The following is a 12,488-nucleotide window of genomic DNA, read 5'->3' on the forward strand; positions in this document are numbered from 1 at the left end:
CTCGACATGATCAGTACCGACTCTGCCCAGCACTACCGGGAGGCCGTCGGCGCGACGGTCGACCGGCTGGCTGCCCGGATCGCCACCGCCGACCTGCCGACCACGAGCACCCCGGCCGCCGAGCTGCACCGCCGCGTGCGGGCCATCGACCTCGACGCCCCGGCCATCGGCACCGACCGGGCACTCGCCGAACTCGACGAGCTCTTCGTGCAGGAAGCGGTGTGGTTCCACACCCCCGGCTACCTCGCGCACCTGAACTGCCCGGTCGCCCTGCCCGCGGTCGCCGCCGAGGCCGTCCTGGCCGCCGTCAACCCGTCGGTCGACACCTGGGACCAGTCCCGCATCGGCACCGACATCGAGCGGCACGTGGTCGACTGGCTCGCCGGGCGGATCGGCTTCGCGGCCGGGGACGGCGTCTTCACCTCGGGCGGGTCCCAGTCGAACCTGCAGGCACTGCTGCTGGCCCGCGAAGCAGCGACGGACCCGACGGGCACCGCGGCGACCGGCACCTCGGCCACCCTCGACACCCTCGCCCTCTTCGCCACCGCCGAGACCCACTTCAGCGTCAAGAAGTCCGCCCGGCTGCTCGGCCTGCCCGACGCCGCCGTGGTCGACGTCCGCACCGACCCCGCCGGTCGGATGCTCCCCGCAGCACTGGCGCAGGCGATCGCCGACGCCCGTGCCGCCGGCCGCACCCCGATGGCCGTCGTCGCGACCGCCGGCACGACCGACCGCGGCGTCATCGACCCGCTCGCCCCGATCGCCGACGTCTGCGACCTCGAGGGCGTCTGGCTGCACGTCGACGCCGCCTACGGGTGCGGCCTGCTCGTCTCGCCGACTCGGCGGCACCTGCTCGACGGCATCGAGCGTGCCCGGAGCGTCACGGCGGACCTGCACAAGTCCTTCTTCCAGCCGGTGTCGTCGAGCGTGCTCGTCGTGCGGGACCCGGCGGACCTGCGCCGCGCCTCCTGGCATGCCGACTACCTGAACCCGGAGGACGCGGCCGAACCGAACCAGGTCGACAAGTCGCTGCAGACCACCCGGCGGTTCGACGCCCTGAAACTCTGGGCGACGCTGCGGGCCTCCGGCGCCGACGCGATCGGCACCGCGTTCGACGCGGTCATCGACCTGGCCGAGGCGACCCACGCGCTGGTACAGGCGCACCCGGACCTGGAGCTCGTCGCCCCGACGCAGCTGAGCACCGTGCTGTTCCGGTGGCAGCCAGCCGGCGTGACCGACGACGAGGCCGACGCGATGGTGGCGCCGCTCCGGGCCGCGTTGCTGGCGGAGGGACGGGTGCTCATCGCCAAGACCGTGATCGCGGGACGGCCGTGCAACAAGCTCACGCTGCTCAACCCGGCGACCACCCTCGAGCAGGTGCAGGCGTCGCTCGACCACGTCGTCGCGACCGCCGAGGGCCTCCGCCGAGCCACGACACCCACCACGACGACCGGAGCGAACCGATGAGCACCCCGACGACCCCCGACCACGTGCACGACGTCATCGGGATCGGCATCGGCCCGTTCAACCTGGGTCTCGCGTGCCTCACCGACCCGCTCGACGACGTCGACGCGGTGTTCCTCGACGCCGCCGACGGCTTCGCCTGGCACCACGGCATGATGCTCGACGGCGCGACGATCCAGGTGCCGTTCCTCGCCGACCTCGTGACGATGGCGGACCCGACCTCGCCGTTCTCGTTCCTGGCGTGGCTCAAGGAGACCGGGCGCCTCTACCCCTTCTACATCCGCGAGGACTTCCACCCCCTGCGCTCCGAGTACGACGCGTACTGCCGCTGGGCCGCGGACCGGCTCGACACCCTCCGCTGGGGTCGCCGGGTGACCGCGGTGGAGCACGACCCCGCCACGGACCTGTTCACGGTGTCCGCCGAGACCGCCACCGGCACCGAGGTCCGTCGGGCGCGCCACGTCGTCGTCGGCGTCGGCACCGAGCCGTCGGTGCCCCCGGCCCTCCGCGACCTGGCCGGTCCGGTGGTGCACTCCGCCGACTACCTGCCGAACCGCGACGCGCTCCGGCGTGCCGGGTCGATCGCCGTGATCGGCAGCGGGCAGTCGGCGGCCGAGGTGTACCTGGACCTGCTCGAGGGGCTCCGCGAGGGCGGGTACCGGCTCGACTGGGTCACCCGGTCGCCGCGGTTCTTCACGATGGAGGACACCAAGCTCACGCTCGAGATGACGAGCCCCGAGTACACGGACCACTTCCACGCCCTGCCCGAGTCCGTCCGTGACCGCCTGGGTCGCGAGCAGCGGAGCCTGTACAAGGGGATCAGCACGGACCTGGTCAGCGAGGTCTACGACACCCTGTACCGGATCAGCGCCCGCGGCCCGGTTCCGACGACCCTCCGCACCGAGACGAGCGTCACCGACGCGGTCTGGGACGCCGACCGTGGTACGTACCGCCTGACGCTCCGGCACGAGCAGCTCGGCGAGACGTACGAGCACGAGGTCGACCGGGTCGTCCTGGCCACCGGGTACACCCCGCGTCCGCCGCGCTTCCTCGACCCGGTCGAGCACCTGGTGCAGCGCGACTCCCGAGGCCGGCTCGCCGTCGCCCGCGACCACCACGTCGACACCCTCGGCGGCCGCATCTGGGTGCAGAACGCCGAGGAGCACACGCACGGCCTGACCGCGCCGGACCTCGGCATGGGCGCGTGGCGGAACGCCTCGATCATCCGGTCCGTCACGGGGCGCGAGGTCTACGGCCTGGAGGCCCGGATCGCCTTCCAGGAGTTCGGTCTGCCCGCCTCGGTGCGGGCCGGGCACGAGGCGGCGTCCGCATGAGCGCGGACGCGACCCCGGGCCTCCTGTCCGTCGAACCGGTGGACCCGGATCGGGACGCCGCCCTGGTGCAGTCCTGGCTGGCGCACCCGGCGTCGTCGTGGTGGGGCATGCAGCGGGCCGACGTGGCGGCGGTGCGCCGGTACCTCCGGGCGGTGCGTGCGGACCCGGCGCAGGACGGTTGGCTGGTCGTCCGCGACGGACACGCCTGCGCGTACGCCGAGACGTACGACCCGGCGCTCGTGCTGCTCACCGACGTCTGGCCGGCACGGTCCGGCGACGTCGGCATGCACCTGCTCGTCGCACCGCCGCCCGCGGACGGCCGGGTGCACGGCCTCACCAGCGCGGTGATGCGGACCGTCGTCGAGCACTGCCGGGACGCCCTCGGTGCCCGTCGGGTCGTCGTCGAACCCGACGTCCGGAACACGGCCGTGCAGGCGAAGAACGCCGAGGTGGGGTTCCGTGTGCTGCGGGAGGTCGACGTCGACGGCAAGCGGGCGCTGCTCTCGGTCCTGGACACCGAGCGGATCGGGCAGCCGGACGACGACGGTCCCGCCGCACACCTGCGACCCGAGCACCTGGCGGTCGCCGAACGGCACCTCGTCGCCAAGGCCATCGCTGAGTTCACCCACGAACGGCTCGTCACGCCCCGGCCGGACGGGGACGGCTGGCTGCTCGACACCGGTGCCTCGCGGTACCGGTTCCGCGCCCGACGGCACGCGCTCGAGCACTGGTCGATCGACGAGGCATCGCTCACCCGCACGGCCGGACCGGACGGGCCGCCGGTCCCGCTCGACGCGCAGGACCTGGTCCTGGAGCTCCGGGACGTCCTCGGGATCCCGGACGCCCTGGTCGGCACCTACCTGGAGGAGGTCGCGTCCACCCTCGCCAGCGCCGCCGCGAAGCACCGCCGCGGGGGTCCGTCCGCCGGGCAGCTCGCCCGCGGACGGACCGACGGGGACGTCGTCGCGGGCTTCCAGGACGTCGAGGCCGCGATGACCGAGGGACACCCCGCGTTCGTCGCCGCGAACGGCCGCATCGGGTTCGGCCTGGACGAGTACCGCGCCTACGCCCCGGAGTCCGGCGGACGCCTGCGCTACCGGTGGCTCGCCGCCCGTCGCGAGCACACGCACCTGGCGCTCGCCGTGGACCGCACCGAGGCCGAGCACTGGGCGGCCGAGCTCGACCCGGAGACCGTCGAGCGCTTCCGGCAGACGCTCCGCCGGCGCGGCCTCGACCCGGACCAGTACGTCTGGTTGCCCGTGCACCCGTGGCAGTGGCAGCACCGGATCGCGGTGACGTTCGCGCCGGACCTCGGGAGGCAGGACCTGGTCGACCTCGGCGAGGGGCCGGACACGTACCAGCCGCAGCAGTCGATCCGGACGGCGTTCAACCGGTCCCGGCCCGAGCGCTCGTACGTGAAGACGGCGTTGGCGGTGCAGAACATGGGGTTCCTCCGCGGGATGTCGCCGGCGTACATGCGCTCGACCCCGGCCGTGAACGACTGGGTCGCCGAGCTCGTCGCCGACGACCCCACCCTGCGCGCGGCCGACTTCCGGGTGCTCCGGGAGCACGCGGCCATCGGGTACACCGGTGACGCGTACCACCGGGTCGACGTCGGCTCACCGCAGCGGAAGATGCTCGCCGCGCTCTGGCGGGAGAGCCCGGTACCGCAGACCGAGCCGGGGGAACGCCTGCTCACGATGGCGGCGCTGCTGCACCGGGACGCCGACGGGCACGCGGTGGCGTCGGAGCTCGTCCGTGCCTCCGGCCTCGACCCAGCCGAGTGGGTCCGCCGCTACCTCGACGCGTACCTCCGGCCGGTGGTGCACTGCCTGACCGTGCACGACCTGGCGTTCATGCCGCACGGCGAGAACCTGGTGCTCGTCGTCCGCGACGCGGTGGTGACGGGCGCGTTCATGAAGGACATCGGGGAGGAGGTCGCGGTCCTCGGCGTGCACGACGACCGCCCGGTGCCCGAGTCGATCGGGCGGATCGTGCACCCGGTGGACGACGACGAGGCGGCGCTCGCCGTCCACACCGACGTGTTCGACGGGGTGCTGCGGTTCCTCGCCGCGGTGCTCGACGACGACGGGGTGCTGCCGGAGTCGGCGTTCTGGGAGCTCGTCAGTGCGTGCATCGACCGGCACGCGGCGGAGCACCCGGACCGACGGCGACCGCTGGACCTCCGCGCGCCGTCGTTCGCGCACTCGTGCCTGAACCGGCTGCAGCTACGGAACACCCTGACGATGGTCGACCTGGCGGACCAGTCGTCGTCGTTGATCCGGGCGGGGGAGATGCCGAACCCGATCGGGCGCGGCTGACGCGGCCAGGCTGGGCCCGGTGACCCCGCCCGGCCGGGCGGGGTCACCGGGCTCGGGTCGTCACGGCTGGAGCCGCGTCGACGTCCAGGTGCCGTCGGCGTGCACGTACTGCAGGCGGCGGTGCATCCGGTCGCGGCTGCCGTGCCAGAACTCGACCGTGTCGGGCTCCAGGCGCCAGGCGTCCCACAGCGGCGGCCGGGGCACGTCGTCGTCGGACTCCGCGAGCAGCTCGTTGGCGTCGTCGATGAGGTCCTGCAGCGTCCGCGGTTCGAGCACGGCGGACTGGTCGGCGATCGCGGTGGCGGCGCGGGACTTCGGCGAGCGGTCGGCGAACAGGGCGTCGGACTCCTCGTCGGAGAGCTGCACGACCCGACCCTCGAACCGCAGCTGCTGCATCGTCTCGCGCCAGTAGACCTGCAGTGCGGCGTGCGGGTTCTCGGCGAGCTGGCGACCCTTGGGGCTCTCGGCCGAGGTGCCGAACACCAGCCCGCGGTCCTCGATCCGCTTGACGTCGACGGTCCGGGCGCTGACCCGGCCGTCGGCGCCGGCGGTCGCGAGGGTCATCGACATCGGCTCGGACACCTCGTGGTCACCGGCCTGGTCGAGCCAGAGCCGCGCGAGGTCGAGCGGCGAGGCCGGAGGCGCGTCGAACTCGGGCAGGTGCAGGGACTCGTCCCCGGACAGCGAAGCAGACATGTCCCCACTCAACCGCGCTCAGTCCGTCCACGTCCAGGCTGCCGGGGGACGACCCGCCCGCGCGGTGCCGGTCCGCGTCACCGGCACGGCCGCGGGGTCGAGCCGGGTCAGTGCCGGGTTCGTGCGGAGCGCCCGGTTGAGGTTGCCCGCGTCCGGCGTCACACCGGTCAGGGCGACGACGAGCCGTGCGGCGTCCGGTGTGGTGAACCGCTCGCCGAGCAGCGCCCGGGTCAGCAGTGTGTCCGACCAGAGCCGGGTCCGGGCGTGGTCGAGCGCCGCGGCGATGATCCGGTCGTGGTCGAACGGCAGCCCGAGCGGCAGGTCCGTCGCGTCGTGCCAGCGCACGGCGTCGTCCACCCGGGTCGCCCCGGCGGTCACGGCCAGGAACGCGATGCTGATCGCGGCGCTCCGCGGGTCGCGCTCGGGGCCGTCGAACGCCCCGACCTGGGCGAGGTGCCGGACCGCCGCCGCGTCCACCCCGGTCTTGGTCCGCAGGGCGCGTCGCGCACCGTCGGCGAGGAGTTCCGGACCGTCCAGCAGGACGCCGGGCAGTGCCTCCCGTCCGACGAACGGTTCGTACAGCCGGCGGGCGGTGGCGACCCGGAGACCGCCCGGCCCCGCCGTGTCGCCCGCACCAGTACCGGCGCCGTCGAACGCGACGAGGACGACGTCCACGGCGATCAGCGGCTGGTCGCGGACCGCCGCGGGGGCGGCCCCGGTCACGCGGTCGCCGCCACCGGGTCGGTGTCGGTGCCGGCGGCAGCCGCGCGGCGGGCGGCGCGGTCGGCCCGTTCGCGACGGAGGGTCTCGCGGACGTCGGCGAAGGACTGGAGGACCGTGAACCGCCCGTCGACCCACACCGGCTGGAGCAGGCTGGTCGCCTCGTCCTCCGGCGTGGCCTGGTCGGTCTGCCGGATCTCGCCGGTCGCGTCGCGGTGCAGGGCGATGCGGCCCTTCGCGCTCTTCTTGCCGCTGCCGGTCTTCGGGTCCTTCTGGATGTCGACCGGCTCACCGTTCACCAGTGCCCACGTGGCCTTGACCGCGCTGCCGAGGTTGTCGCGGGTCATGAACTGGTACGTGTACGACCCGATGCCGAGCACCACGTTGTCGCTGGCGTAGCCCTTCGCGGCCAGGCGCTCGTAGATGCGGCGGGCCCGGTCGAGGGTGATGCTGTCGCCGTAGATGACGCCGATGTGCTGGTCGAGGACCTTGTAGCCGCGCTCGTTGACGGTGTGGCCGAACAGCTCGTCGAGCAGTTCCACGACGCCCTTCTGCTCGTCACTGCGGTCGGCGGCGGAGAGCTCGGCCTCGTCGACGCCGTGCACGGTGCCGGTGACGATGTCGACCGGGTCGCCGGAGTCGGGGCGGATCACGAGCTTGCCGTCGCGGGCCATGATGCGGTCCTTGAGCTGCGGCAGCACCTCGGTGAGCACCTTGAACAGGTCGAAGCCGTCGCTGACCGCCGACACGACGCCGGTCGGGTACACGTCGAGGATCTGCCGGAAGGTCTCGAGCTCGCCGTCGGCACCGCGGACGCACATCACGCTGTGCTCGGTGGCCGGGACGCTCGCCGCCACCCAGCCGTTGTCGCCGGGGTAGTAGCGGGCGATGTGGTCGAGCGACGGCATCGAGTCGGTGCCGAGGAACGAGAGCAGGTGTCCGGCGCCGGACGCGGCAGCGGACTCGATGCTGGTCTGCCCGCGGAACGAGAAGTCGTGGGCGGCGAAGTCGATGCTCGCCGGGTCCGCCCCGGTGCGCTCGGCCCACTCCTCCATCAGGTCGCGGTACTCGAGCGCCTTCGTGGCTACGGTGGACGGGTGCCAGATCGACGCCGACAGGGCGGTCTCGATGTAGTTCGGCAGCCACGAGAACGCGTCGACGGTGTTCTCGACGGTCAGGGTCGCGACACCGATCGGGGCGAGGGTGCCCTCGGGCAGGGCGCGGATCTCGAGGGGAAGGTAGCCGAGGCGGTGCAGGGCGCGGACGTGGTCGCTGCCGATGGTGTTCGGGCCGAAGTAGCCCTCGAGCGCCTGCTCGAAGAGGTCGCAGACCAGGTCCTCGTCGGCGGCGAAGAACGGCGCCCACGCCTCGACCAGGTACCGCTGCACGAAGGCCTGCAGCCCGAAGACGACCGCGTGCGTCGACTCCGGCATGTGTGCGTTCGACCGGTTCGTCCAGTTGATGAGGATCCGCGTGGTGCCCTCGGGGTAGAGCTGCCGGTGCGAGTGCTTGTAGCCGTCGACGGCCAGGAGCGGGGCGATCGGGCTGGCGGTGGTGATCCGCGGCTCGAGGCCGGTGGTGGTCGGGGTCGTGTTCGTCATCGGATCTCCTCGGAGAGGTACGGGGTCAGGGGGACGGTGCGCAGGCCCTCGATGGCGTTCTGCGCGGGGTACGAGTCGGTGGTGACGATCTCGCCGAAGTGGTCGGCGAGCTGGGCGGCCCGGCCGGAGAAGACGCCGTGCGAGACCCAGAGGCCCAGGCGCTCCTTCGGCAGTCCGGTGCTGCCCGCGAGCCCCATGAACGTGCCGCCGCCGTCGCAGATGTCGTCGACGACGAGGAACCGACCGGTGTCGGGCAGCGGCTCGCAGGTGAAGCCGTCGAGCTTGCCGGTGTCCGGGTTGCGGTGCTTCTCGGCGCGGTACACGGGCAGCCCGCAGGCGTCGGCGGCCGCGGTGGCCCGGGCGACCGCGCCGGCGTCCGGGGCGATGATGCCCTGGTACGCCTGCTCGGTGCCGGGGGCGCCGACCACCTCGTCGCGGACGATGCGGGCACTCGCCACCACGGTCAGGTCCGCGATCAGTCCGACGATGACCGGCGAGTGCGGGTCGAACGCGATCACCTGGTCGATGTGGAAGCCGTTGAGGATGTCCGCGTAGACCTTCGCGCCGAACGGCAGGCCGCGGTCCTGGCGGGCGCCGGGCAGGTACGGGACGAGGGCGACGGAGCGGGAGCCGCGCTGTCGGACCGCGTCCGCCCACATGCCGAGCATGACGAGGTCGTCGCCGCTCGTGCCGCGGAGCGTCGCGACCTCGACGAGGTCCGCCGCCGGGATCTGGGTGGCGGCGGCGTCCGCCGACTCGTCGGGACCGGCCGCGACCTTGACGTGTGCCTCACCCGCGGGGAACCGCATGGTGGTGAACGTCGGGGTGGTCGGCTGGCCGGAGCGGGTCCGGGTGCTGAGTTCGACTGCCATGACCCGACCGTAGCACTGTTCTTGTCGCTGTGACAAGAAACTGGTCGGATCGGGTTCAGGCCGCGGCGTACCGCCGGGCGGTCCGGTGCATGGCACGGAGGAGCAGCGGCCCCGGCAGACGGAGCAACGCCCCGGGCAGGACGGCACGGAGCAGCCGGAGCCCCGTCACGGTCCGGCGGAAGCGACGGACCTCCCGCGGGCCCCACGGGAAGCCGTACTGCGTCCGGACCGGCGCCGGCAGCATCCCCACCGTGACGACCCGGACGACCGGCATCACGGCGCGGACCCAGACCGGTGCGTGCCGCGGGTGCAGCAGGTCGCGCACCACGCCGCGGGCGTCGTCGGTGACCCGGAGCTGCGCCAGCGTCGACACCCAGTACCGCTCGAAGGCCGCCATCGAGTCCGGCCACCGCTCCGCCGGCACCCGCAGCGCGGTCGCGATCGGCGCGTACGCCCGGAGGACGTCCTCGGCCCGCTCGTCGTCGACCGGGCTGCCGAGCAGGCGGTGCGTCCGGAGCGCGGAGTCGACGAGCGTGGCCGCGACCCAGAGCTGCCGGTCCGGGTCGTCGGCGCCGGTCACCGGTCGGTGCGCGTGCGTCACGAACGACGCCGCGACGGCAGCGTCCTCGGGCGTCCCGACCACGACGGCGTAGACGTACATCAGGGTGTGCGCCAGGCGCTGCTGCGGTCGGCGCGCGAAGTCCGAGTGGCGCCGCACCCCGGCGGCCACCACCGGGTCCGCGATCTGCAGCAGGATCGCCCGGCCACCGGCCGCGACGGGCGTGCTGTCGGCGAGGAACCGGCGGAGCGCCGGGTCGCGGTCGCCATGGGGGTGACCCGGGGACGGACGGGAGGCCCGGCGCACGTCCCGCGCCGAGCCTCCCGTCCGTCGGTCGGTCACGGTCGGTGCTCCGATCGGCCGGTGTCGTCGGATCGGCTCTGCTTCGTCCGATCCGCTCAGAGCGGCTTCGTGCCCAGGTCGCCACCGAGGTCGGGACGGTCGTCGCCGTGCTCCCACATGTCCGGCGACCCCTCGTTCGGTGCGCCACCGGTGGGGCCGTCGTCGGTGCCGTCGCCGAGCTGCGGCTCGACGGTCTCGCCGGCGACGGCGTCGTTCGTCACGGTCTCGAGTGCCTCTTCGGCGTCGTCGGCCTCGAAGCCGCCGACGTACTCGCGGTCGACGTCGTCGGCGCGGCCCTGGTCGTCGGAGTCGCTGACGCCGTCGCTGAACGCGTCGCCTGGGGTGGTTCCGGGGTCGGACATGGTCGCTCCTGTCGGTCGTCGTGGTGGTGCGTGGTGGGCGGTCCCGCGGTGTGCGGCGTGGACCTTCCCACCGGTCCTTGGTACCCGGGTGCCGGTGGGAGTGCGCGCGGAGCCCGGGGGACGTGCCGGGTGGTGGCGGGCCGTGGAGCGCACTGCCGAAGGCCGGCGCTGCCGATCGTGGCCGGTTCGCGCGCCGTTCACCCGGTGGTCACCGACGGGTCACCCTCCCGGTGTCTACTGCACGTGCTCGGGGGAGTGGAGCGCGGTCGCCGACGGGTGGTCGAGCGACCGCGCCTTCCCCCTCCACACCCGCCACACCCGCCAGACCCGCCAGACCCGCCGGACCCGCCAGACCCGCCGGAGTCGCGCACGGACGCGCTCGCGGAGTCGGTTCAGACCCGCTCGAGCAGGTGCCGTTCGGTGACGTCCTGCAGGTCGAGCGTGCGGTAGCCGGCGGACTCGAAGAACACCGTCAGCCGGTCGTCCTCGGTGCTCATCACGGTGCCGCGACCCCACTCGGCGTGCTCGACCGGCGCGTCCGGCGGCCACTCGGTGTCGTGCGACCCGTCGGCACCGTGGGCGTCCGCGTCGGTGGCGGTGCCGGCGGAGCAGGTGTCGCAGTTGCCGCACGGCTCGGGCAGTTCGTCGCCGAAGTAGCCGAGCAGGAACTGCCGACGGCAGCCGGTCGTCTCGGCGAAGCGCCGCATCATCTCGATGCGGGACTCCTCGACGCGCTCCCGTTCCTTCGCGTGCCGCTTGGCGAGTTCGGCCGCGGCGACGGCGTCGGCGGGGCCGTCCGGGGCGCGACGCAGGCCGTCACGATCGTCGATCAACGCGCCGGCGTCCACCAGCGTGTTCACCACGCGGCCGGCGGTGCGGGCGGCGAGCCCGGCCCGCTCGGCGACCTCGGAGCGGGCGAGCGTGCCGTCGGCGGGGACCGCGTCGAACACCGCGCGGAGCGACGCCGGACGGGGCGACCCGGACGCGAAGAACCGGCGGAGCCCGAGGTCCTCGGACCGGTAGTGCAGGGTGGCGAGTCCGACGTCGCCGTCCCGACCGGCCCGGCCGACCTCCTGGTAGTAGGCGTCGACGGACTCGGGCACGTCGGCGTGCACGACGAAGCGGACGTCGGGCTTGTCGATGCCCATGCCGAACGCGCTCGTGGCGACGACGACGTCCAGTTCGCCGTCCAGGAACTCGTGGTGCACGTGCTCCCGGTCCCGCACCCGGAGACCCGCGTGGTACGCCTTCGCACGACGGCCGCTCTCGACGAGTTCGTCGGCGTAGACGAGGGTCTCGGCCCGGGTGGCGACGTAGACGATGCCCGCGCCCTCGAGCCCCACGACCTGCTCGACGACCGCCTCGCGCTTCGCCACCTCGTCGGTGTGGCGCTGCACCTCGAAGCGCAGGTTCGGCCGGTCGAACCCGGTGGCCACGACGAGCGGGTCGCGCATGCCGAGCCGCTCGACGATCTCGGTGCGGACCGGGGTCGAACCGGTGGCGGTCATCGCCAGGACCGGCGGACGGCCGAGTCGCTCGATGACCTCCCCGAGGACCAGGTAGTCCGGGCGGAAGTCGTGGCCCCAGCTGGAGACGCAGTGCGCCTCGTCGACCGTGACCAGGGCGACGCCGGCTTCGCGCAGCCGGTCCTCGACCTCGTCCTTGGCGAGCTGCTCCGGTGCGAGGAAGACGTAGCGGGCCTCACCGGACGCGACGGCCTGCCACGCGTCGTCGAGCTCCCGGTGCGCCCGGGTGGCGTTGATGGTCACGGCACGCGGTGCGTCCGGGTGGTCCTCGATGCCGACGACCTGGTCCTCCTGCAGGGCCACGAGCGGTGAGACCACGACGACGGGGCCGTCGAGGGCGAGGGCGGCGACCTGGTAGATCGCGGACTTGCCCGAGCCGGTCGGCATCAGGGCGATGGCGTCGCGTCCGGCGAGGACCGCGTCGACCACGGTCTGCTGAGCGTCGCGGAGTTCCCAACCGAAGACGTCGGCGGCACGGGTACGGAGTTCTTTCTGCACCTGATCGACCGTGCCCGCGCTGCGCTGGCGGGCCGTTCGGGGACTGCGCACCGCGGACGAGCGACCTGTACCCCGGTCGTCCCGGCGGTCGTCCCGGCGGTTCTCCACAGGTTGCCGGCGGCGGAACCGTCCGTCCACCTGCCGGCGCTAGGCTCGGACGCGGCCGTTGTCTCGACATCGAGCGACCCTCGAT

General features: G+C 73.4%; 10 protein-coding genes. 3 read left to right on the forward strand and 7 right to left on the reverse strand.

Annotated elements, in window-relative coordinates; genetic code table 11:
• Positions 1-6: 6 nt before the first annotated feature.
• The 3 genes from QL987_RS02550 to QL987_RS02560 are packed head-to-tail and all read left to right on the forward strand — an operon-like array spanning position 7 to position 5,119.
• On the forward strand, positions 7-1,467 hold the full coding sequence (locus QL987_RS02550) for a pyridoxal-dependent decarboxylase (RefSeq protein WP_290156218.1): 1,461 nt from the start codon (positions 7-9) through the stop codon (positions 1,465-1,467).
• On the forward strand, positions 1,464-2,798 hold the full coding sequence (locus QL987_RS02555; protein ID WP_290156127.1) for a SidA/IucD/PvdA family monooxygenase: 1,335 nt from the start codon (positions 1,464-1,466) through the stop codon (positions 2,796-2,798). Before QL987_RS02550 ends, QL987_RS02555 begins: the two co-directional genes overlap by 4 nt.
• Entirely contained in the window at positions 2,795-5,119 is a 2,325-nt protein-coding gene (locus QL987_RS02560) for a GNAT family N-acetyltransferase (RefSeq protein WP_290156128.1), read from the forward strand. Before QL987_RS02555 ends, QL987_RS02560 begins: the two co-directional genes overlap by 4 nt.
• 60 nt (positions 5,120-5,179) lie before the next feature.
• Here QL987_RS02560 and QL987_RS02565 read toward each other — a convergent pair whose 3' ends face one another.
• From QL987_RS02565 to QL987_RS02595, 7 genes are all read right to left on the reverse strand, one after another.
• Positions 5,180-5,815, reverse strand: coding sequence for a pyridoxal 5'-phosphate synthase (locus QL987_RS02565; protein ID WP_290156129.1), 636 nt, complete (start codon positions 5,813-5,815; stop codon positions 5,180-5,182).
• Positions 5,816-5,833: 18 nt separating this feature from the next.
• Positions 5,834-6,538, reverse strand: a complete 705-nt coding sequence (locus QL987_RS02570; RefSeq protein WP_290156130.1) for an NUDIX domain-containing protein — start codon at positions 6,536-6,538, stop codon at positions 5,834-5,836.
• On the reverse strand, positions 6,535-8,136 hold the full coding sequence (locus QL987_RS02575) for a nicotinate phosphoribosyltransferase (RefSeq protein WP_290156131.1): 1,602 nt from the start codon (positions 8,134-8,136) through the stop codon (positions 6,535-6,537). The genes QL987_RS02570 and QL987_RS02575 overlap by 4 nt, the downstream gene beginning before the upstream one ends.
• Entirely contained in the window at positions 8,133-9,008 is an 876-nt protein-coding gene (locus tag QL987_RS02580) for a ribose-phosphate pyrophosphokinase (protein ID WP_290156132.1), read from the reverse strand. The genes QL987_RS02575 and QL987_RS02580 overlap by 4 nt, the downstream gene beginning before the upstream one ends.
• 55 nt (positions 9,009-9,063) lie before the next feature.
• On the reverse strand, positions 9,064-9,909 hold the full coding sequence (locus QL987_RS02585) for an oxygenase MpaB family protein (RefSeq protein ID WP_181439147.1): 846 nt from the start codon (positions 9,907-9,909) through the stop codon (positions 9,064-9,066).
• A gap of 56 nt (positions 9,910-9,965) precedes the next feature.
• Positions 9,966-10,271: a hypothetical protein gene (locus QL987_RS02590; RefSeq protein ID WP_221850165.1), complete on the reverse strand. Its 306-nt coding sequence runs from the start codon at positions 10,269-10,271 to the stop codon at positions 9,966-9,968.
• 392 nt (positions 10,272-10,663) lie between these two features.
• Positions 10,664-12,295, reverse strand: a complete 1,632-nt coding sequence (locus tag QL987_RS02595) for a RecQ family ATP-dependent DNA helicase (protein WP_290156133.1) — start codon at positions 12,293-12,295, stop codon at positions 10,664-10,666.
• Between the last annotated feature and the right edge of the window lie 193 nt (positions 12,296-12,488).

The sequence above is a fragment of the Curtobacterium sp. APC 4022 genome (assembly GCF_030407555.1).
GTDB lineage: Bacteria > Actinomycetota > Actinomycetes > Actinomycetales > Microbacteriaceae > Curtobacterium.

What these genes read in the sequence shown, in the direction of transcription:
- QL987_RS02560 (WP_290156128.1), top strand. Translation starts at nt 2,795, where the DNA reads ATGAGCGCGGACGCGACCCCGGGCCTCCTGTCCGTCGAACCGGTGGAC.
- QL987_RS02555 (WP_290156127.1), top strand. Translation starts at nt 1,464, where the DNA reads ATGAGCACCCCGACGACCCCCGACCACGTGCACGACGTCATCGGGATC.
- QL987_RS02590 (WP_221850165.1), bottom strand. Translation starts at nt 10,271, where the DNA reads ATGTCCGACCCCGGAACCACCCCAGGCGACGCGTTCAGCGACGGCGTC.
- QL987_RS02575 (WP_290156131.1), bottom strand. Translation starts at nt 8,136, where the DNA reads ATGACGAACACGACCCCGACCACCACCGGCCTCGAGCCGCGGATCACC.
- QL987_RS02580 (WP_290156132.1), bottom strand. Translation starts at nt 9,008, where the DNA reads ATGGCAGTCGAACTCAGCACCCGGACCCGCTCCGGCCAGCCGACCACC.
- QL987_RS02550 (WP_290156218.1), top strand. Translation starts at nt 7, where the DNA reads ATGATCAGTACCGACTCTGCCCAGCACTACCGGGAGGCCGTCGGCGCG.
- QL987_RS02565 (WP_290156129.1), bottom strand. Translation starts at nt 5,815, where the DNA reads ATGTCTGCTTCGCTGTCCGGGGACGAGTCCCTGCACCTGCCCGAGTTC.